The organism is Yoonia maritima (assembly GCF_003003285.1).
GTDB classification, from domain to species: Bacteria; Pseudomonadota; Alphaproteobacteria; order Rhodobacterales; family Rhodobacteraceae; genus Yoonia; species Yoonia maritima.
On record NZ_PVTP01000001.1, the window covers coordinates 337768 to 357563 of the forward strand.

Annotated in this window: 22 protein-coding genes; 12 read left to right on the top strand and 10 right to left on the bottom strand. The window is 54.0% G+C overall.

The genetic code is table 11. The annotated features are described in order from the left end of the window. Positions 1–9: 9 nt before the first annotated feature. Positions 10–900, bottom strand: a complete 891-nt coding sequence (miaA, locus tag CLV80_RS01725; protein ID WP_106354108.1) for a tRNA (adenosine(37)-N6)-dimethylallyltransferase MiaA — start codon at positions 898–900, stop codon at positions 10–12. Between the two features lie 104 nt (positions 901–1004). On the opposite strand from miaA, the gene pyrH reads away from it, so the two are divergent. The 12 genes from pyrH to lpxB all read left to right on the top strand — a co-directional run bounded on the left by pyrH (position 1005) and on the right by lpxB (position 12631). Further along, positions 1005–1730: a UMP kinase gene (gene pyrH, locus CLV80_RS01730; RefSeq protein WP_106354110.1), complete on the top strand. Its 726-nt coding sequence runs from the start codon at positions 1005–1007 to the stop codon at positions 1728–1730. Positions 1731–1871: 141 nt separating this feature from the next. Further along, positions 1872–2435: a ribosome recycling factor gene (frr, locus tag CLV80_RS01735; protein WP_106354112.1), complete on the top strand. Its 564-nt coding sequence runs from the start codon at positions 1872–1874 to the stop codon at positions 2433–2435. A 41-nt stretch (positions 2436–2476) separates the two neighbouring features. Next, on the top strand, positions 2477–3205 hold the full coding sequence (gene uppS, locus CLV80_RS01740) for a polyprenyl diphosphate synthase (RefSeq protein ID WP_106354114.1): 729 nt from the start codon (positions 2477–2479) through the stop codon (positions 3203–3205). A gap of 1 nt (position 3206) precedes the next feature. Continuing rightward, positions 3207–4004: a phosphatidate cytidylyltransferase gene (locus CLV80_RS01745; RefSeq protein ID WP_106354116.1), complete on the top strand. Its 798-nt coding sequence runs from the start codon at positions 3207–3209 to the stop codon at positions 4002–4004. Further along, positions 4001–5170 carry a 1-deoxy-D-xylulose-5-phosphate reductoisomerase gene (gene dxr, locus CLV80_RS01750; RefSeq protein WP_106354118.1) on the top strand — a complete coding sequence of 390 codons (1170 nt, stop codon included), beginning with the start codon at positions 4001–4003 and terminating at the stop codon, positions 5168–5170. Before CLV80_RS01745 ends, dxr begins: the two co-directional genes overlap by 4 nt. Before the next feature lie 4 nt (positions 5171–5174). Further along, entirely contained in the window at positions 5175–6512 is a 1338-nt protein-coding gene (gene rseP, locus CLV80_RS01755) for an RIP metalloprotease RseP (protein WP_165793290.1), read from the top strand. Between the two features lie 88 nt (positions 6513–6600). Next, entirely contained in the window at positions 6601–8907 is a 2307-nt protein-coding gene (gene bamA, locus CLV80_RS01760; RefSeq protein ID WP_106354120.1) for an outer membrane protein assembly factor BamA, read from the top strand. Further along, positions 8907–9428, top strand: coding sequence for an OmpH/Skp family outer membrane protein (locus CLV80_RS01765; protein ID WP_106354122.1), 522 nt, complete (start codon positions 8907–8909; stop codon positions 9426–9428). Before bamA ends, CLV80_RS01765 begins: the two co-directional genes overlap by 1 nt. A gap of 68 nt (positions 9429–9496) precedes the next feature. Then, complete coding sequence (gene fabZ / locus CLV80_RS01770) at positions 9497–9961, top strand: 3-hydroxyacyl-ACP dehydratase FabZ (protein ID WP_106354124.1); 465 nt, start codon at positions 9497–9499, stop codon at positions 9959–9961. After that, the gene (gene lpxA, locus CLV80_RS01775; RefSeq protein ID WP_106354126.1) at positions 9958–10740 is read left to right on the top strand and encodes an acyl-ACP--UDP-N-acetylglucosamine O-acyltransferase; all 783 of its coding nucleotides are present in this window, start codon (positions 9958–9960) and stop codon (positions 10738–10740) included. Before fabZ ends, lpxA begins: the two co-directional genes overlap by 4 nt. Further along, entirely contained in the window at positions 10740–11516 is a 777-nt protein-coding gene (locus CLV80_RS01780) for an LpxI family protein (RefSeq protein WP_106354128.1), read from the top strand. The genes lpxA and CLV80_RS01780 overlap by 1 nt, the downstream gene beginning before the upstream one ends. After that, positions 11513–12631, top strand: a complete 1119-nt coding sequence (gene lpxB / locus CLV80_RS01785; protein WP_106354130.1) for a lipid-A-disaccharide synthase — start codon at positions 11513–11515, stop codon at positions 12629–12631. The genes CLV80_RS01780 and lpxB overlap by 4 nt, the downstream gene beginning before the upstream one ends. A 177-nt stretch (positions 12632–12808) precedes the next feature. Here lpxB and CLV80_RS01790 read toward each other — a convergent pair whose 3' ends face one another. From CLV80_RS01790 to CLV80_RS01830, 9 genes are all read right to left on the bottom strand, one after another. Continuing rightward, positions 12809–13894 (bottom strand): OmpP1/FadL family transporter, encoded by a 1086-nt coding sequence (locus CLV80_RS01790; RefSeq protein WP_165793291.1) that lies wholly within the window; start codon positions 13892–13894, stop codon positions 12809–12811. Between the two features lie 131 nt (positions 13895–14025). After that, positions 14026–14907, bottom strand: coding sequence for a DMT family transporter (locus CLV80_RS01795; protein ID WP_106354134.1), 882 nt, complete (start codon positions 14905–14907; stop codon positions 14026–14028). Positions 14908–14946: 39 nt separating this feature from the next. Further along, entirely contained in the window at positions 14947–15534 is a 588-nt protein-coding gene (locus tag CLV80_RS01800; protein ID WP_165793292.1) for a putative quinol monooxygenase, read from the bottom strand. Positions 15535–15665: 131 nt separating this feature from the next. Beyond that, entirely contained in the window at positions 15666–15911 is a 246-nt protein-coding gene (locus CLV80_RS01805) for a DUF2274 domain-containing protein (protein ID WP_106354139.1), read from the bottom strand. Next, positions 15911–17086: a TraB/TrbI/VirB10 family type IV secretion system protein gene (locus tag CLV80_RS01810; RefSeq protein ID WP_106354141.1), complete on the bottom strand. Its 1176-nt coding sequence runs from the start codon at positions 17084–17086 to the stop codon at positions 15911–15913. Before CLV80_RS01810 ends, CLV80_RS01805 begins: the two co-directional genes overlap by 1 nt. Then, positions 17083–18039: a P-type conjugative transfer protein TrbG gene (gene trbG, locus CLV80_RS01815; protein ID WP_106354143.1), complete on the bottom strand. Its 957-nt coding sequence runs from the start codon at positions 18037–18039 to the stop codon at positions 17083–17085. Before trbG ends, CLV80_RS01810 begins: the two co-directional genes overlap by 4 nt. Further along, entirely contained in the window at positions 18036–18719 is a 684-nt protein-coding gene (gene trbF, locus CLV80_RS01820) for a conjugal transfer protein TrbF (protein ID WP_106354145.1), read from the bottom strand. The genes trbG and trbF overlap by 4 nt, the downstream gene beginning before the upstream one ends. Next, positions 18719–19222 (bottom strand): TrbL/VirB6 family protein, encoded by a 504-nt coding sequence (locus tag CLV80_RS01825; protein ID WP_106354147.1) that lies wholly within the window; start codon positions 19220–19222, stop codon positions 18719–18721. The genes trbF and CLV80_RS01825 overlap by 1 nt, the downstream gene beginning before the upstream one ends. A 23-nt stretch (positions 19223–19245) precedes the next feature. Beyond that, a complete protein-coding gene (locus tag CLV80_RS01830) occupies positions 19246–19740 on the bottom strand; it encodes a phosphocholine cytidylyltransferase family protein (RefSeq protein ID WP_106354149.1) in 495 nt (164 codons plus the stop codon). Between the last annotated feature and the right edge of the window lie 56 nt (positions 19741–19796).

Below are 19796 nucleotides of genomic sequence, written 5' to 3' on the forward strand. Positions count from 1 at the left end.
ACGCGCCTGTCATTTCGCAAATTTCACTGTTGCGGATATGTCGGCTTTATCAATCTGAAGTTGCAGCCAGTTCTTGTGACGTGAACGAAACCACGTTCTTTGGCGTTTTGCGTACTGTCTGGAACCAATGATCGCGGCGTCTCGTGCTTCGGAAATTGTTAGTTCACCGTTCAGATGGGCGATAAGTTCTGGGGCGCCTATCGCTTTGGAAGACGCATGCGCCGGATTCCACGTATCAAGCATGGCACGTGCCTCGTTAATGGCTCCTTGATCAAGCATTTGGTCAAACCGGCGCGTGATCCGATCGTTTAGCCAATCTGTGTCGGCGTTTAGATTGATGCAGGCAGCTTGGTCAAAATTAAGCAGCGGCGGAGGCGTGTTGTCTTGCCACGTTGCCAGCGGACGCCCGGTTGCTTTTAAAACTTCCCATGCGCGTTGGACGCGCATCCGATTATTCAGATCAATGCGTTGCGCTGTTGCCGCGTCAAGTTCGTCGACAAGTATATCAAGCGGTAGCTCATTTGCCTGCATTCTGACTGATGTTGGCGTCGCAGGGATCTCTGCCAAGCCATTGAGTAGTGCGTTAAAGTTTAATCCCGTACCGCCGACGATGATTGGGCGTTGTTCGCCATGAATTAATGGGGTCACGTCGCGTAGCCAATGACCGACGGAATACGCTGCATCAAATGGAATATGGCCGTATAAGGCATGGTCTGCCAATGATAGATCGTCATCGTCAGGGCGGGCTGTAATAATTCGCCAGCCGTCGAAAACCTGCAATGCGTCAGCGTTGACGATCACACCGCCTTGGCTTTGTGCGATATGCAGCGCAAGCGCAGATTTGCCAGAGGCCGTCGGCCCAGCAATAAGGACGGGCTGGTTGGGGTGAATAGTGATCATAACTCTATTTGCGCAGCTTCGTGTTTTGTCGGCAAGGTGCCATTGAATTCGGTGTCGTTTTGCGACATTTTGCCCGGCAGAACAACATAGAGCCGGGGGCCGCCATGAGTGACACTGAGAAGACAGCGTATAAGCGCGTAATGCTTAAGATCTCGGGTGAGGCGCTGATGGGCGATACCACCTTTGGTTTGCATCCCCCAACAGTGCAGCGCATCGCTAAAGAAGTGAAATCCGTCCACGATATGGGCGTTGAAATTTGCATGGTCATTGGTGGCGGTAATATCTTCCGCGGCCTTCAAGGGTCAGCGCAGGGGATGGAGCGGACCACCGCAGATTATATGGGGATGCTCGCGACCGTGATGAATGCGCTTGCTATGCAGTCTGCACTTGAAGAGTTGGGCATTCACACCCGCGTTATTTCCGCGATTACGATGAACGAGGTGGCTGAGCCCTATATTCGCCGCCGTGCCGTGCGTCACTTGGAAAAGAAACGGGTTTGCATTTTTGCTGCGGGCACCGGAAACCCTTATTTCACGACTGACACAGCCGCGACATTGCGTGCAAATGAAATGGCGTGTGAGGCGATCTTTAAGGGCACAAAGGTTGATGGTGTTTATGACAAAGACCCCGCGAAACATGACGATGCTGTGCGGTATGATGACGTGACATATGATGAAGTACTGCAAAAGCATCTTGGTGTGATGGATGCCAGTGCAATTGCTTTGGCCCGCGATAATGCGCTGCCAATTATCGTGTTTTCCTTAGACGAACCCGGCGGGTTCCGCGGGATTTTGGCGGGAACGGGAACCCATACTATCGTTCACGAGTAACGTATTGAGTAAGGTTGGTAACTGTTGCGCTGTAGTGTGGTCTGCACAAACGCTGCACATTTGCTAACCTATACAATCAGCACTGTTTCCCGTAAAACGATCAAAAGTCGGGCAATGCCCGCCAAGAAAGAGCAGTAAAAGATGTCAGAAGATTTTGAACTAGATACCGATGATTTGGCCCGCCGTATGGATGGTGCAATTGCGAACCTGCGGACAGAGCTTGCGTCACTTCGGACAGGGCGCGCGTCTGGTTCGATGCTCGAGCCGGTTATGGTTGATGCCTATGGGTCAATGACGCCTGTGAACCAAGTCGGCACAGTCAACGTACCAGAGCCACGCATGGTGACGATCAATGTGTGGGATAAAGGGCTTGTCGGTAAAGTTGAAAAGGCCATTCGTGAAAGTGGTCTAGGTATTAATCCGCAATTGAATGGTACAATCATCATGTTGCCGATCCCGGAGCTGAACGAAGAACGTCGCCGCGATTTGACCAAGGTCGCCGGTAACTATGCTGAAAGCGCGCGTGTTTCTATCCGTAACCTACGCCGCGACGGTATGGATCAGATCAAGAAAGCTAAAAACGATGGCATGTCAGAAGATGACCAGAAATTCTGGGAATCTGAAGTGCAAAGCCTAACCGATGATCACATCAAAAAAGTTGATGAAACGCTTGAGACCAAGCAAGAAGAGATCATGCAAGTTTAAGATTAACCAAGCGATGGTCGCTGCGTAGTGGGAAAGCCAGAATGCCTAAGGATCAAGACGACCCAAAGACAGGCCCTGACCATGTTGCGATTATCATGGATGGCAATGGACGGTGGGCACAGCAACGCGGTCGCCCACGTCTTTTTGGCCATCATGCCGGGGCGCGCCGCGTTCGCGAAATTGTCGCGGCATGCCCTGAGCAAGGCGTTAAATACCTGACGATTTTTGCATTTTCGACAGAAAACTGGAAACGAACACAGTCCGAAGTGTCTGGTTTGATGACCTTGTTTCGCAAGTACATCGAACGCGAAGCCAAGGCGCTACTTGCAAACGGCGTGCGCGTCCGATTTATCGGTGACCGCATCAGGCTTGATGATAAGCTTGTTCGGTTGATGGATGATCTAGAACTGCTTACCGCTGATAATGATTTGGTGCATCTGACCGTTGCGATCAATTATGGTGGTCGCGACGAAGTAACTCGCGCAGCACAACGTTTGGCGTTTGAAGTAGAGCAGGGGCGTTTGTCGTACAAAGACGTTGATGCCGAAACATTGTCAGGCTTTCTCGATACCCATGTGCTGCCCGATCCGGATTTAGTCATTCGAACCAGCGGCGAAGCACGCATTTCCAACTTTTTGCTATGGCAGTCGGCCTATTCTGAATACGAATTCATCGATACGCTTTGGCCTGACTTTACAGCAGACATATTCGCGAACGTGCTTGCCAGTTACGGCAGCCGTGAACGGCGGTATGGTGGAGTAATTGCTTAATATGACGACCTCTAAATCTTCGAATTGGGATGATCTGACCGTTCGGATCATGTCCAGTGTGGCGATGACCATTATTGGTGCTGCTGGTATCATTATGGGCGGTGTTTGGTTTCAAATGCTGGCTGTTTTTGTGACTGCAGTCATGGTTTGGGAGCTGTGGATGATGATCTGCGGTGATGAACCCACAAAGGGTATGCTTTTGGCCGCGCTCGTTGCATCTGTTTTGTCTGGCCAAATTGCTGACGGCACCTTGTTAGGTTTGCTGTTGTTTTTTGTTGTGCCTGTGATTGGTGTCACGCAGCTAAAAAACGAACGCGTGACGTTCTTTGTTTTCGCACTCGGAATACAAATTGCGGGTTGGGGGCTTGTTCATTTTCGGATGGATTACGGCTTTGTCTGGCTACTTTGGTTAATGCTTGTCGTGATCATCACGGATGTGTTCGGCTATTTCGCGGGGCGGAGTTTTGGTGGTCCAAAGTTTTGGCCGAAAATCAGCCCTAAAAAAACATGGAGCGGCACAATAGCAGGTTGGATTGGCGCAGCGCTTGTTGGATTTGTCTTTACCTTATTCACGAACGCAGGACCTTGGATCATTGTGATTTCAATGGTGCTTAGCTTTGCTGGACAGATGGGCGACATTGCTGAAAGTGCCCTCAAACGTCGCATGGGTGTCAAAGACAGTTCAACCTTGATCCCTGGGCATGGCGGGCTGTTCGATCGCTTTGATGCGCTTTTGGGGGCGGCTTTGTTTATGTTGCTAGTCGCGACTGTATTTAATGTTCCAGGAGTAGCCTTTTGAGGCAAATCACGCTGTTCGGCGCGACAGGTTCGGTTGGCCAAAGTGCTATTGACCTGATTGAGCGCGATCTTGATAACTATGATGTTGTCGCCTTAACGGGTGGGCGCAATATTTCTAAGTTGGCAGATGATGCAAAGCGTCTTGGCGCTGATCTGGCTGTAACGTGCTATGATGAATGCTATGCTGAGCTAAAGGATCTCCTTTCAGGCACAGGTATCGAAGTTGCATCAGGTGATGCCGCAATAGCTGATGCAGCAGCGCGTCCTGTCGATTGGGCGCTCTCAGCGATTGTTGGCTCTGCCGGATTAGTACCAGGGCTTGAGGCGTTGGCACATGGTACAACGCTTGCGCTTGCAAATAAGGAATCTTTGGTGACGGCGGGGCCGTTGTTGCTTGGCCGGGCAAAGGCACATGGCGCAACTATTTTGCCGGTGGATAGTGAACACTCTGCTGTATTTCAAGCGCTTGTCGGTGAACATATGGCCGCGGTAGAGCGCGTCATTATCACGGCCAGCGGTGGCGCATTTCGGGATTGGCCGCTAGAAAATCTGGCGACCGCGACATTGGCGCAGGCCTCTAGCCATCCGAATTGGGATATGGGGCAGCGGATCACAATTGATAGCGCATCCATGTTTAATAAGGCGATGGAGCTTATTGAAACAAAAGAGTTCTTTGGCATAGGTCACGAAATGATTGAGGTGCTTGTGCACCGCGAAAGCACAATTCACGCGATGGTGGGTTTCAATGATGGGGCGCTGATGGCACATGTCGGGCCGCCGGATATGCGTCATGCGATTGGGTATGCGTTGCATTGGCCCGAACGTCGCGCGCTCCCGGTTGAACGGCTTGATTTTGCGAAAATAGGCAAGCTCACATTCGAAGCCCCAGATACCCAGCGGTATCCGGCGCTCGATTTGGCGCATCAAGTTATGGAAACTGGAGGGCTGTCTGGAGCGGTATTTAACGCCGCAAAGGAACGTGCGCTTGATGGGTTCATTGATGGGCAAATCGGGTTTTTAGACATGGCAAACGTAGTTGCGGAGACCTTAAACAAAATGTCATCGGATCAGGCAATCACTACGGGTGCCATTACGCTTGATAATGTCTTAGAGACAGACAAACTGGCGCGTATTCATGCGGCCGAAGCCATTGCAAAGCTAGGATGAGATTTTGGATTTAGTTAACCAGATTGTGCCGATGTTTGGTAACGCGGCATTTGCAATTGTTGCTTTTGTTGTCGCGCTGTCGGTGATCGTAACAGTTCACGAATATGGGCATTACATTGTCGGTCGTTGGGGCGGAATCCACGCTGAGGTGTTTTCTTTGGGCTTTGGTCCGCGTTTATTCAGTTGGGTCGACAAGCACGGCACACGGTGGCAAGTCGCGGCGCTGCCTCTTGGCGGGTATGTGAAATTCTTGGGCGATACGAATGCGGCGAGTGTTGGATCCGACGATGTCGCGCCTGAAATCGACCCAAGGCGCACAATGCTGGGTGCGCCGCTTTGGGCGCGTACCGCGACGGTTGCAGCTGGCCCTGTTTTTAACTTCATTCTTGCGATACTGGTGTTTGCCGGGTCTGCGATGGTGCAAGGACAAGCAGTTGAGCCACTGACATACAGTGACGCCAAGGCATTACCGCCTAGTTATGAGAACAATCTTGAACAAGGTGATGTACTTATTGCGATTGAGGGCGTGAAGTTCGACGACCCGACACGTACTGAAAGCATGATTGATCTGATCCCAAACGAGCAACAGCTCGATTATACGATTATCCGTGATGGCGAAGAGATGCTCGTGAATGGGCCGTTCCTTATGCCTGCGATGGTGGGGCAGGTCACGCCACGATCAGCGGCCGACGAGGCGGGGTTGATTAAAGACGACGTGATTACTGCTATCGATGGATCGCCTGTATTTTCATTCAAGCAACTTCAGCAACGTGTTTTTGCTGCAGCAGGGACGCCAGTCACCTTAGACTTATGGAACGCGGGCACCACGCGCGAGGTGACGTTAACGGCGCGTCGCACTGACACACCCAAGGCCGAAGGTGGGTTTGAAACCAGATATTTGATCGGTGTGACGGGCAAATTTTTCTTTGAGCCTTTGACCGAGAACATAAGCCCATGGGCAGCGTTGAAATATGGTGCAAACGGTGTTTGGCTATCCACAACAACGACGCTTTCCGCGATCAAGCACATGTTTTTGGGCAACATTTCTACTTGTAGCCTGTCTGGGCCGGTTGGCATTGCCGAAACAAGCGCATCTATGGCACGCAAAGGGCCGCAAAGCTTTATCTGGTTGATCGGTGCGTTGTCAGCCGCTGTCGGACTCATGAATTTGCTGCCGATCCCGGTTCTGGATGGCGGTCATTTGGTTCTGTATGCCTATGAAGCCGTCGCACGGCGCAAGCCTAATGATAAGGCGATCAAAGTGTTCATGTTCATCGGTCTTGCATTTATTTTGACTATGATCCCATTCACGATCCTGAACGATACCGTGTTGTGCCCTTAAGGCGGGGTTTGGCCGTTTGTCATTTTGACATTGGGCCTTAATCCGGCTAGTTCCGTAAGTAACTGGATATTAAAAACAGGCGAGCAAAATGCATAAAAATTGGGGGCGCGTTATTGCGCAGGGCGGGGCGACATTTCGCCAGATAAGTATCGGTGCGGTTGTCGCGGTTCTTGCGGCTGGGGCTGTGTCCGCGCAGGGCTTTGTTTTCAATAACGTATCCATCGAAGGCAACCAGCGTGTCGCGGATGGGACCATCCTTACGTATGCAGGTATTTCGCAAGGTGAATCGTTAAGTACTGGCGCATTAAATGATGCGGCGCAGAAAATCCGTGCGTCAGGGCTGTTTGAAACCGTCGAAGTCGTTCCAAGCGGGTCAACGTTGACGATCCGTGTTACGGAATACCCAACTATCAACCGTATCAACATTGAAGGTAACGCACGCCTTCGCGATAGCGAGTTGCTGCAAATCGTCCAGTCCGAGAGCCGCCGGGTTTATAACCCGACGCAGGCCGAAGCAGACACCGCCGCAATTACCCAAGCATACGCGCAGCAGGGTCGTATTAACGCTACCGTAACACCAAGCATTATCCCTCTTTCAGATAACCGCGTTGATCTGGTCTTTGTCGTGACTGAATCCGCCGTGACCGAGATTGAGCGGATATCGTTTCTCGGTAATCGTACCTATTCTGAATCGCGTCTTCAGCGGGTGCTGGATACGAAACAAGCCGGCCCGTTGCGCGCATTAATCCGCCGCGACACATATTCACCTGACCGCGTCGCTGCTGACCGCGAGCTTCTTACTGATTTTTACCATTCGCGCGGATACCCAGATTTCGTTGTTCAGAACGTCGATGTTGCACTTACACGCGAGCGTGATGCGTATCTGGTGACCTACAACCTGCGTGAAGGGCAAAAGTTCGAATTTGGCTCGGTAACGGTATCAAGCGAAATCGAAGGCCTTGATCCAGCGCCTTATCAGGATGCCATTCGCGTGCGTGGCGGGGCGACATATTCACCTGTTCCGATTGAAACTGATATTACGCGTATTGAACGTTTGGCCGTCAACCGCGGTGTTAACTTTGTTCAAGTTGACACGCGGATCACACGGAACCCACGCGATTTGACGCTTGATCTTGCTTACGTGTTGGTGCCGGGTCCACGTATTTTTGTCGAACGCATCGACATTGAAGGCAACGGAACAACGCTTGACCGGGTTATTCGTAACCGTGTCGAAGTGGTTGAGGGTGATCCATTCAACCCCCGTGCCATTCGCGATAGCGCAAGCCGTATTCGTTCACTTGGTTTTTTTCAAAACGTTGATGTAAACGCACGTCAGGGCACCACTGAAAACCAAGTTATCGTTGATGTTGATGTTGTCGAAGGTCCGACCGGTAGCCTTAGCTTTGGTGCGAACTATAACAGTGACACTGGTGTTGGTTTGATTGCGTCGTACAAACAATCAAACTTTCAAGGCAGGGGGCAGCGTCTGAACTTTGACCTGTCTACCGCGGAGTCAAATCGCCGTTTGACGTTCGGCTTTACTGAACCACAGCTTTTGGGTCGTGATCTGCGTTTGGGGGTCGACCTATCCTATGCGACAACAAACAACGAAAACGCGCTTTATGATACAGAAAGCTTACGTTTTAGCCCGTCACTCAGCTTCCCGGTGAGCGAAAACGGCCGACTGACTGTATTATATGCGTTGGATTACAACGATCTCACTGATGTCGACGACGATGCAAGCCAAATTATTCATAACGAAGCTGCCGAAGGTGCTGTGACCACGAACTCCCTTGGGTATACCTATAGTTATGATACGCGGCGCACTGGGCTGAACCCGAATGCAGGCGTGTTGCTGCGCTTTGGGCAAGAATTTGGATTTGGCGATACGCAGTTTATCAAATCGACTGCGCTTGCTGGGGCAGAGGCCAAAGTTTTGAACGAAGAAGTCACGTTGCGCGCGACCTTGGAAGGTGGCTATCTTGAGTATCAAGACGGTAGCAGCCGCGTAACCGACCGTTTCTTTATGGGAAGCCGTGTGATGCGCGGGTTTGAGGCCGGCGGCATCGGTCCTCGTGATGATGATACCGATGATGCGCTTGGTGGTAACGCTTACGCAGTGTTGCGTTTGGAAACTGAATTTCCATTAGGTTTGCCAAGCGAATATGGCCTGACGGGTGGTGCGTTCATTGACTATGGTTCCGTTTGGAATGTCGGTGAAACATATGGTGAAGACGTGATCTATGACGATTTCACCCCACGTGCTGTTGCGGGGGTGTCAGTCTTCTGGACGACGCCAATTGGTCCGCTGAGGTTTAACTTTACCGAAGATTTGGATTCGCAAGACCGCGACAACACCAAAGCGTTCGATGTAACGATTTCAACGAGCTTCTAATGAGACTGTGGCGCGGCATTCTGGTTTGGCTGTTGCTGGCAATGCCAGCTGCTGCGCAGAATGCCGCGCCACAAATTTTGATTATCGATAGTGATCGTATTTATTACGAAACCTTGTATGGTCGCCGGATTGCTGCAGATTTGAACGCTGCCATACAAGCTGTGCAGGCGGAAAACGAACAAATCGTTGCAACGCTTACCGAAGAGGAACGCAGTCTTACTTTACGTCGTCCAGACATGACGCCAGAAGAGTTTCGCGCCGAAGCCGATGCCTTTGACGTGAAGGTCGAAGAAGTGCGGCGTGTACGCGATGCAAAAAACATTGAGCTGCAAACAGAAAATGCGGAGCAGCGCACCGTGTTCGAGGATCGCGTTCAAGGCGTGATTGGTAATCTTATGATTGAACGCGGGGCGGTGATCGTGATGGAGCAGCGCAGCGTGGTCATGTCAGTGCGCGAAGCCAACATCACTGACGACGTTATTGTCCGCGTGGATGCAGAGTTAGGTGACGGAACACGATAACCGCGTGCTTGCCCGCGCGGCTTTCCCTTGGTACTCAGATCAGCAGCAATAACAAGGAATACCATCCGATGTCTGATCCCGTCACCGAAGCCGACATTCTTTTGATCCAAAAAATTCTACCACATCGGTATCCATTTTTGTTGGTGGATAAGGTTCACAGCATCAATGGTACAACTTCGGCGGTCGGCATAAAGAACGTCACAATGAATGAACCGCATTTTCAGGGTCATTTTCCGGGCAACCCAATCATGCCCGGAGTCACAATCGTAGAAGCCATGGCGCAGACGACAGCTGTGATGGTTGGTGCGACTTTGGGTCTCACCGAGGGTAATTTGCTTGTCTATTTCATGGCTATTGATGGTTGCAAGTTCCGCCGCAAGGTTGTTCCGGGGGATGTGCTGGAAATGCATGTTGAAACAACGCGGGGTAAACCGGGCGGAAAAGTTTGGAAATTCAAAGGTGTCGCAACCGTCGATGGTGAAATGGCTGCTGAAGCAGAATTTACTGCGATGATGGACATCCCAAAAGAATGAGCAATATTCACCCTTCATCTGTGATCTCAGACGGGGCTGTGATCGGGGCGGACTGCACCATCGGTCCATTCTGCGTGATAGGCCCAAACGTCGTGTTGGGCGAACGGGTGACGCTGAAAAGCCACGTTGTGATCGATGGCGATACGCATGTCGGCGACGACACCGTAATTTTCTCCTTCGCTGTGATTGGTGAGATCCCGCAGGATTTGAAATTTGACGGTGAACAAACACGCTTGCGTATCGGTGCGCGTAACCGCATTCGTGAACATGTGACAATGAACACTGGAACCGCACAAGGTGGTGGTGAAACGCGTGTTGGTGATGACGGGTTATTTATGGCTGGCTGTCACATTGCACATGACGCCAAAATTGGTGACCGTGTGATTGTCGTGAATTCATCGGCAGTCGCAGGGCATTGTGTGATTGAAGACGACGTGATCATCGGCGGGCTTTGTGGTGTGCATCAATGGGTGCGGATCGGTAAGGGTGCTATTATCGGTGCCGTTACAATGGTTACAAACGATGTCGTCCCACACGGGTTGGTCCAAGGCCCGCGTGGGGTGCTGGATGGGCTGAACCTTGTGGGATTAAAACGTAAGGGCGTTGCGCGTTCTGACATTACGGCGCTACGGGCGGCATTTCAGATGCTAAAAGATGGCGAAGGTACATTTCAGGAGCGCGCGAAACGTTTGGCAGCAGAAAGCGATAGCGACTATGTGCAGCAGATGGTGGCGTTCATTTTGGGCGATTCCGACCGTAATTTTTTGACGCCCGGCTGATGCTTGCGTTGATTGCAGGGACGGGGGATTTGCCGCCCGCGTTGGTCGCGCGGCTGCCTGAGCGACCGCTAGTTTGTGCCATGCGAGGTTTTGAACCAAGCCTGACGCCTGATATTACGTTCCGAATGGAGCATCTGGGCAGTTTCCTTGCCGATCTTCAGGCGCGTGGCGTAACCCAAATTTGTATGGCTGGCGCAGTACGCCGCCCGCAGATTGACCCCTCACAGATTGATGCTGCGACAATGCCGCTTGTGCCAAAGGTTCAAGCGGCTTTAACTCAAGGTGATGACGGGGCACTGCGCATCATCATCACAATCCTCGAGGAACACGGGTTCAAGGTCATGGCAGCCCATGATGTTGCGCGCGACCTTCTACCACGTTCCGGTGTGTTGACAAAAACTGGGCCTGCCTCTGATCATACCGTTGACGCGTTTACAGGTGAGGCATGCGTCGCACAAATGGGACATGCGGACACTGGTCAAGCCTGTATTGTGCGGTTCGCTGAAGTTATGTTACGCGAAGATGCGAATGGTACTGATGCGATGCTGGCCCGCGCGACCGGGAAAGGCGGCATCCTATTTAAGGCCCCAAAACCTAATCAGGACTGGCGTGCCGATTTACCGCTTATTGGGCCAGCGACGGCAAAAGCCGCAGCCAGTTTGGATGGCATCGTGATCGAATCCGGCGGTGTTATGGTTCTCGATCTGCCAGCTGTGCGCCGCATCCTTGATGCGCAGGGCATGTTTTTATGGGTGCGTCCCAGAGGTGGGGCATGAAGGTCTTTACCATTGCAGGCGAACCTTCGGGTGACAAGCTAGGCGGCGCGATGATGGCGGGCCTAAAGACATTGTGCCCTGATGTGACATTTGACGGTGTTGGGGGCCCTTTGATGCAGGCCGAGGGGCTGGTTTCGCGATTTCCGATGGATGAGCTCAGTGTCATGGGCCTAGCTGAGATATTGCCAAAGTACCGCGCACTAAAAGCGCGTATTCGCGAAATGGCCGATGCAATTATTGCGACGCAACCTGATGTGTTAATCACAATTGACAGCCCCGATTTTTGTCTCCGGGTTGCTAAGTCGGTGAAAGCAAAAAGCAATATTAGAATAGTGCATTATGTGGCACCGACCGTATGGGCTTGGCGTGCTGGACGGGCTGCGAAGATGGCACAGCATATTGATCATGTGCTGGCACTTTTCCCATTTGAACCACCGTATATGCAGGCTGCTGGGATGGATTGCGACTTTGTTGGTCACCCGGTTGTTGCTGAACCGGTTGCAACGCAAGTCGAGGCGGAAGCGTTGGGGCAGGGCACTGTAGTGCTCGTTCTGCCGGGGAGCCGTAAGGGTGAGGTCGGACGGCTTGCTGAGCGGTTTGGTGTGGCAGTCCAACAGATTGCAGCGCAGGTACCTGATGCTATGTTCGTGATTCCGACAACAAGCGGTGTTTATGATCTTGTTCAGGAAAAAACGTCAGACTGGAATGTGCCTGTAACGATATTACCTCCCGATAGCCCCGATAAAGCAGGGTGGTTTAAGCGGGCTGACGTCGCGCTTGCGGCGTCTGGCACAGTGTCCTTGGAACTGGCAGCAAACGGCACACCAATGGTTATTGCCTATGACATGGCGTGGCTTAGCCGGATCATTATTAGTCGCATGTTGCTGGTTGATACTGTCACGCTTGTTAACCTTGTGTCTGACAACCGCGTCATTCCAGAATTTATAGGTAAAAACTGCGTGCCATCAGACATCGCTGATGCTGTGGTTTCTGTATTGGATGACCCAAGTGGGCAAAACCAAGCGATGACCATCACGATGGAGCGGCTCGGTCGCGGTGGCGAAGCCCCCGGTTTGCGCGCCGCACGCGCCGTTTTGAACCGAATAGCGTCATAACGCTGTTACGGCGACTAAATCCCATAAGAGTAATTTAGGTCTGATACGTTCTCGGGCCACTTGGTGTGCACCGTGTTTCACGAGAAAATTGATCATGAGATGAAAGGGGCACAACCCAAATATGAAAAAAGCCCCGCCTGATTAGGCGGGGCTATGTTCTAGAGTTATGATTAGCGCTTAGAAGCTGTAACCGATAGTCAGGCCAACACCGACTGCTGAGTTGTCTTCGAACTCGACACCGGATGCATCTGTTGCATCACCAAGCATTGCGTATTCAATACCACCAGTGAATTCGACGCCGTTCATTGTGTAGCTGCCGCCCAAACCGATGCTTGTTGATCCATCAGTTGGTGAAAGACGTGATGCGTCACCGCCGCTCGCATCTTCGTATGTCACGCGACCGAATACGGACAAGTCATCGTTGATACGACGGCCTACACCGATGCGGTATGTGAATACATCATCGTCAATACCTGTCACGCGGTCGTTTGCTGCGCCTTGGTAATATGCCGGGCGCACCTCCCAAACTGACCACTCGGACCAACGAACCGAACCAAAGACAAGCGTATCTTCAGCGATACCTGATTGGAAATCTAGCGTAACCGCTTGCGGCATTTCGATGTCAGTTGTGCTTTCGAGCACAGTACTACCGTTTACGGCCTCTGTTGTTTCAAAGTCATGTGTCATTCCGCTTTCGTAGGTCAAAGCGACACGCAAAGCGATTTCAGGGCGTTCGTATGCAGCGCCAAGAATATATCCGACCTGTGTGTTTTTTTCAGTCTCAGCAGAATACTCGGCTCCGCCAAAAAGCGCCGGTGGAATGGTAATTGTCGCCTCTGACTGAACAGCACGAATACCACCATAGACAGACACGGCGTCTGATGTTTGATATTTACCAACGACAGAAAGCTGCGTGCTGTTCCATTCTGCGGCTAAGCCCGTGTATGGCCCACCGGTATAATTAGCATCGGCGCCGTAAGGCTGGCTTAGCATTACAGCGACATCAACGTCGTCGTTCACAGCATATTTTAGTGCAACGCCCGCGCTGAAATAGCTTTCCGCCATGTTTTCAGTAGAACCGCCACCGAATCCTGCTGGGTAGTCGCCAGACACATCCGGCGTCGCAGAGCTAAACGATAGCTGCACATAGTTGCCATCTTCGAAAAGGACTGAATACGGGTTCCCCGACCGATCAATCCCTCCGGCGTTTGCGATGCTTGTTGTTAGCAGCAGAGCTGCTCCTGCTGTAAATACGTTTTTCATGTCCTCATCCCTGTCATGAATCTCCTCGTGGATCGACCCTAAGGAGTGGGTTGCCTTTGCGTCAATTAATGACGCTGCGTCACCCGAGCCACGCCAACGTGGCGTCATAAAACGTCAATAAACTGAACAGTTTAGTTAATTTTATGTCTCGGTTTGTTCTGAGCAGACCCATAACTGATGTTCAAATAGTTTGCACCGAAGATTAGGGCGGCACCTACAAAAATTATGAGTTGGATGGGTTCATGATAGACAAGCATGCCGACCACCGCGATGGTCGGGAGCCGAATGAAATCGATTGGCATGACGATGCTTGCAGGGGCAAGGCTGAGCGCGCGCGTAAGGCAAAAATGCGCAAATAGACCCGCGAATCCAATCATAATGATAAGAGGGAGGGTTTGCATGGATGGCAGTTGAATATCCCCGTCGTATCCGGCGCAAATCAGCCCAAATGCCGCTTGCATTGTCGTTAGATAAAACATGATGACGGTGATCGGCTCTGTCATGGTCAGCTTGCGTGTGAAAATTGCAGTGAGCGCAAAGAATATCGCGCATACTGCGGCAGAAAGCAGGCCCGGGCTCATTGTTGCAGCATCTGGGCGAGCGACGATAAGTATGCCGATAAAGCCTAAAAACGCACTTAATAGCCCAATCGGTGTCAGCCGTTCGCGCAGTACTAGCGGCGACAGTAGGATCACCCAAATAGGAGTTGTGAACTCGAGCGCAAAGACTTGGGCAAGCGGAATTGTCGCGATCGCATAGAACCACAAGTTTTGCCCGGTGAAATGAAAGATATTCCTGACAAAATGCAGACCAAATCGTTGACCGTTGATCTGTTTTGCAGTGCCCAATCCGAAGGCCAGTAGCAAGACAACAACGATACCTGTAATGCTGCGAAACAGCATGATTTCAAAGGTATCCAGTTCAAAGCTAACCGCACGTCCCGCGATTGCCATACTGGTGAATGATGCGATTGCGCCAAGCATCCAGAGCCCGGCCTTTAAGATATTATTCATCAGAGCAGTTGCACCTGACGCAAGGGAAATTGCAAGTCGCTACAATGTCTCTTTGTGAAAATCTCTGCTCAGGTTGGCGCTGGCCGGACCCCAGCGTCGAGCCGCGCCATTCTTTTGGTGAGTGGCAAACGCGTCTTCACATGTGAACAGTTCGCTGACGTGGAACAGTTCGGGGGTTTCGGCGTCTTGTGTAACGTCGAAATGAAGGCAGCCCGGTTCCTTGCGTGTCAGCACGATATGCTCTTCCAGAAGCGGAACCAAATCTTCGAGTTGGTCTGCAGGAATCACTATCGTGCCTGTGAGGCGCACATTGCCGGGCTTACCCATTATTCCCACTCGATTATCAACTGATCTTCTAAGGATTTGATATTGATAGACAAATATTTTTTTCCATTCGCATTTACCGTCAAAGAGCACGTCAAACGATGCGGCTTTTGAAATCATTGGATTTTTCGTCTCGTTGTCGCGCACCCTACGTTCGGGAACTATCGGTAAGCAACACGATTCATCGAGTTGCGAGACTGAATTGTAGGATGAACTGAAGCTGCCAACGAAATAATTGGCTGAAGGATAAGCTGGGCAACGGAAAACGATACGCGAACTGCAATGAGACTGTCCTTCAGCCAAATTGATCGTCACCTTCCGATGCCGATGCCGATGCCGATGCCGATGCCGATGCCGATGCCGATGCCAGGCTGCTGCACAATCCGATTTCGGTTAACATGTCGATGACGTGAATACGCAAGATGTCGTTTGCTCTATTCGCCCTTTCCAGGCGGTGAGCTAGTATTTGCTCGGCGTAGTTTCGCGAAGCCTCGGTCCGTTGCAATAAAACGTTCAACCATCGGACCGATCAGTTTCGCTGGATTTGCAATGGGTTGGCCGGTTTGTCGTTCCAGCAACTTTGCATAGGCGACGAGATCGCGATGGACAGGCGCTGGCAGTTCCACGGTCAGTTTGACCGGTTTGTCGTCCGACAAAGCGCCCAGTTTCAACTTGGTCATCAGTGTTCTCCCTGTGGTTCGAGGATCAGATCGCGGGTCACGATCACGCGCACGGGGAACCCCGGCCTGATTGTAAGGGTCGGCGGAATATCAATCTGGCGACGCACGATTTCGCGGCCTGCGTCACCGATTGTATCCTGTGCTCCGTCGCGGATGGCGCTGGCGATCGGGTCTTCATCATCTGCCCCCAGTTCGGCGCCGATGTTAAGCAGTGTAGAAAGAAGCGCCGCCCTCAATACACCGCCCCAATGGTGATCGACGCCGTCCTCGAGGCCTGCATATCCCGCGCTATCCGCTCCGGGCTGTCGTTCCAGAACAATGGATTGGCCATCGGGCAGGATGATCCGGTTCCAGACCAGCAGGATGCGACTTTGGCCAAATCCGACGCCATTATCATATTCCCCGATGAGCCGAGAGCCTTGGGGCAGCAGCAAATAGCGCCCGGACAGACTGTCATAGACGTTCTGGGTCACTTGAGCGACGATTAGACCCGGCAAGTCAGACCGAATGCCAGTGACGAGGGCGGCGGGAATGACGGACCCGGCCTGAAGGACGTAAGGCGAGGCGGGTGCAGTGATCCTGTCGGGCGCAACGGTGCGACGGTCGACGGGGGCATTGAGGAAGGCGAGTTGTCGATCTTGATCAGTCTGTACTTCACCGCTTGGTTGTGAAGTCGGAAAGCTGCTCGGAGCTGTAGTACTTGGTGCAGCGAAGCCAGATGGTGCGGTCGGTGATTGGGTTGCAAAGAACACTTCGCTTGTGCGGGCGGCCTCTTCTTCGGCCAGACGGCGCTGCTCGGCCGGGTCAGGGCCTGGCATGGGCGAGGCTGGGACGGGTTGCCCTGCGTCTTGTGTTCGCAGGATAGGGCGTCCGAGGTCGCCGGGCAGGGCGGGTCCGAGTTGTGGGATGCCGCTGTAATCGGAAGGCAGGCGGCGCAGCTCGTCGGCGGTGGGGCGGTTTTCCGTGGTGAAGAGCTCGCTAGGGCGGTCCCGGGCCGGGCGATCTTGCAAGGCAAAGATCAGCGTGCCGCCGATGCCAATGGCCGTTATCACGGCGAGGCCGCCGAGGACCTTGCGGGAGAGGCGCACGACGCGGGGCGGATCTGGCCGTAGCCGGAACGGGTCACTTGGGTTGGCCGATGGCGGCACTGCTGGGTCTGAGGCTGACGTGGTCATGGGCGCGGTCTCCCATCTGTGCGCACGATCCTGACCACCTGCTGGTCGTCACGTCCGAGGCGCAATTCAGCGGCAGCAAAGAGCCGGTCAACGATCAGGATGTTGCGGATCACGCGGGTATTGACCAATTCCGTGCTTCCATCGGCCCCGAGCACGAAGAGGGGCGGCATCTCGCCCTGCACGATCCCACGCGGGAAGATGACAAAGACGCGGCGGCCATCGTCGAACACGCTGTCTGGCCGCCAGGGTGGCGTGTTCCCTTCAACTTGCAGCCCATAGCGATAGTTACGATGGCTGGCCGGAGGGATCGCGGGCTGCTGGATTGCAGGCGATCGTGGCTGTGCACGCCCCGGCGGATAGGACCAGGCGACGGAAGCCATGTAGGAGGTCTCATTGGCACGCAGTTCCAGCAGATAGGTGCGTCGGTCGGTGTTGATGACGAGATTTGTGGAGATGTCGGGCCGGGTCGGTTTGACGAGGATATGGACGCGGGCGCTGCGCCCATTGCCGCTCTCAGTATCGCCGATGATCCAGCGCGTGGTGTCTCCGGCTGCAATCGGCCCCGCGCCAGTCAATTGCTCGCCGGGTTGGAGCGCGATGTTGGTGATCTGACCGGGGGCCGCATAGATCTGATAAAGTGCGCCTTCGCTATAAGGAAAGACCTGGATGGCGTTGTAGTAGCCCTCGCGGCGAGGCTCGACTCGTGCGGCGGCGTTGGCATTGATGACGCGGGCCTCTGCGGTGGCCGCATCCGCGTCGCCGCCGCGCGACGGGGTCCAGGGCGGCGGCGTGTGGATCGCTCGCTGCGGTTCTTCCACCACGGGCGGCGGAGGCTCGGGGAAGGCGGGGACGTCGCTGTCGTAGTGGATCTCGGGTGGCGTGTAGGTCGCGCAGGCGCTGAGCAGAAGGCAGGCGGTCAGGATGATGGGGGTAGTCGTGTGTAAACGTCTCATTGCTGTAGCTCCCGTGACCAGTTGATGGCGTGAACGTAGATGCCGAGCGGGTTCTGCCGGAGCCGTTCGGCGCTGCGCGGTGGCTGGGTCGAAATGGTCAGGATCGCTGTCCAGCGCTCGGTCGCGGCGAGGCTGCCGTCCTGATAGCGCCGCTCGGTCCAGGCGATACGGAAACTGTCTGGTGAGGCGCGAATGACGCTGGAGACATCGACCGAGATCTGGACTTCGCCGACCTGCGCGAAGGGATCGTTGGACCGGGCATAATCATTGAGCGCCATAGCGCCGCGATCGGTGGTGAACTCATAGGCGCGCAGCCAGTTTTGACGCACAACGATGGGGTCGGCCGGGATCGCGCGGACCCGTTCGATGAACTGCGCGAGGTGATAGGCGATCTGCGGGTCGGTCACTTCGAACTCGGCAGTGGCGGGGGCGACGCTGCGGGCCTCGCCCAGTCGGTCGACCTCGACGACCCAGGGTACGACGGTGCCCTGCGCGGATTGCCAGACGAGGCCGAAGGCCAGTCCTGCTGAAAGAAACAGGGACCCGAAGGCCATCAGCCGCCAGTTCTTGGCTTGCACGCGGGCGGAGCCGATGCGGTCGTCCCAGACCTGTGCCGCCTTCTGATAGGGGGTCTCGGGTTCCGGTGTCTTGCCGTAGGTGAGCGAGGGGCGTTTGAACATTAGGGATCCCTTTCCGAAAGGCTGACAGAGGTGCCACCGCCGGGGCTGTCGCCTGAGCGCAGGGCATGGGTGGCGGCGGTCGCGCCATGGTGAAGCGTTTGCGCGCGACCCATGCGGGTGGCCCAAGCGGGCGGGCTGGACGAAGGTGTCGGGGCATTGGGGCTGCCGCCGCCAGTTACAGCGCCGCCGCTGGCCGCAACCGCTGCCCGTGCGCCACCCTGCGCGCTGTCGCTCAAGGCTGACGCGGCGCGGCGCAAGGGACTGGTGGCGACACCTGCACCGGCCCGCGCGATACTACCGACCCCATAGGCGACCCCTGCGGCTCCGGTTCGTCCGGCGGATCCGAGGCTGTACGCTGCGGACGCCCCACCGACGGTTGCGGCCCCGCCGTGGGCACCGGCGAGCACGCCGCGTCCCGCAGCGCCTGCCGCCATGCCTGTTCCGGCCATCCCGACGGCGGTGACGCCGCCTGCGACAAGCCCGGTGCCAACGGCGGCTCCCATGCTGAGTTGCGGTCCGCCGGAAATCAGCCCGTTGGCGATGCCGGGGCCAAAGATGCCGAGGCCGAGATCCCGATGTCAGCATCACCAAGCACGGCATTCCGGTCGATGCACACCACATTGGGGCGGTCGTCATCGACAAGCTGACGCAGAATTTTAACTTCGAACAGCGTATCCGCATCCAACTTTACGAACTCAGCAGACCCGACCGTGGACGCCGCGCACATCAGCGCATAGCTGCTATTGGTTTCGCGATATCTGTCATTGATCACATATGTGATGCGAATGCCCCGAAAGGTTTTGTTCACAAATTGCTTGATGTCATCCGCCCTATGCCCAAGCACAAGCACAAACTGTGACATGCCGCAGCTGAGGCAGTTGCGGATGATACGCTCAAGAATAACGGACCCGCCGACGGGCGATAGACATTTTGCGCTGCTGTCTGTCGTAGGGCCGAGAGGAGAGCCAATACCGTCTGCAAGTATGACAGCCATTCGTGGGCGATTATTGTCGTATTTCATGATGTCCCTATCCTAGATTCATCAAAAACGAGGGGGGCGATGTGGAGTTTAGGGGC

Coding starts and splice junctions, on each gene's coding strand:
- CLV80_RS01780 (WP_106354128.1), top strand. CDS start 10,740: ATGCTTGCGTTGATTGCAGGGACGGGGGATTTGCCGCCCGCGTTGGTC.
- trbF (WP_106354145.1), bottom strand. CDS start 18,719: ATGTTCAAACGCCCCTCGCTCACCTACGGCAAGACACCGGAACCCGAG.
- miaA (WP_106354108.1), bottom strand. CDS start 900: ATGATCACTATTCACCCCAACCAGCCCGTCCTTATTGCTGGGCCGACG.
- lpxB (WP_106354130.1), top strand. CDS start 11,513: ATGAAGGTCTTTACCATTGCAGGCGAACCTTCGGGTGACAAGCTAGGC.
- CLV80_RS01805 (WP_106354139.1), bottom strand. CDS start 15,911: ATGACCAAGTTGAAACTGGGCGCTTTGTCGGACGACAAACCGGTCAAA.
- CLV80_RS01790 (WP_165793291.1), bottom strand. CDS start 13,894: ATGAAAAACGTATTTACAGCAGGAGCAGCTCTGCTGCTAACAACAAGC.
- uppS (WP_106354114.1), top strand. CDS start 2,477: ATGCCTAAGGATCAAGACGACCCAAAGACAGGCCCTGACCATGTTGCG.
- fabZ (WP_106354124.1), top strand. CDS start 9,497: ATGTCTGATCCCGTCACCGAAGCCGACATTCTTTTGATCCAAAAAATT.
- lpxA (WP_106354126.1), top strand. CDS start 9,958: ATGAGCAATATTCACCCTTCATCTGTGATCTCAGACGGGGCTGTGATC.
- CLV80_RS01830 (WP_106354149.1), bottom strand. CDS start 19,740: ATGAAATACGACAATAATCGCCCACGAATGGCTGTCATACTTGCAGAC.
- CLV80_RS01795 (WP_106354134.1), bottom strand. CDS start 14,907: ATGAATAATATCTTAAAGGCCGGGCTCTGGATGCTTGGCGCAATCGCA.
- trbG (WP_106354143.1), bottom strand. CDS start 18,039: ATGAGACGTTTACACACGACTACCCCCATCATCCTGACCGCCTGCCTT.
- bamA (WP_106354120.1), top strand. CDS start 6,601: ATGCATAAAAATTGGGGGCGCGTTATTGCGCAGGGCGGGGCGACATTT.
- CLV80_RS01825 (WP_106354147.1), bottom strand. CDS start 19,222: ATGGGAGCCGCCGTTGGCACCGGGCTTGTCGCAGGCGGCGTCACCGCC.
- frr (WP_106354112.1), top strand. CDS start 1,872: ATGTCAGAAGATTTTGAACTAGATACCGATGATTTGGCCCGCCGTATG.
- CLV80_RS01810 (WP_106354141.1), bottom strand. CDS start 17,086: ATGACCACGTCAGCCTCAGACCCAGCAGTGCCGCCATCGGCCAACCCA.
- CLV80_RS01765 (WP_106354122.1), top strand. CDS start 8,907: ATGAGACTGTGGCGCGGCATTCTGGTTTGGCTGTTGCTGGCAATGCCA.
- pyrH (WP_106354110.1), top strand. CDS start 1,005: ATGAGTGACACTGAGAAGACAGCGTATAAGCGCGTAATGCTTAAGATC.
- CLV80_RS01745 (WP_106354116.1), top strand. CDS start 3,207: ATGACGACCTCTAAATCTTCGAATTGGGATGATCTGACCGTTCGGATC.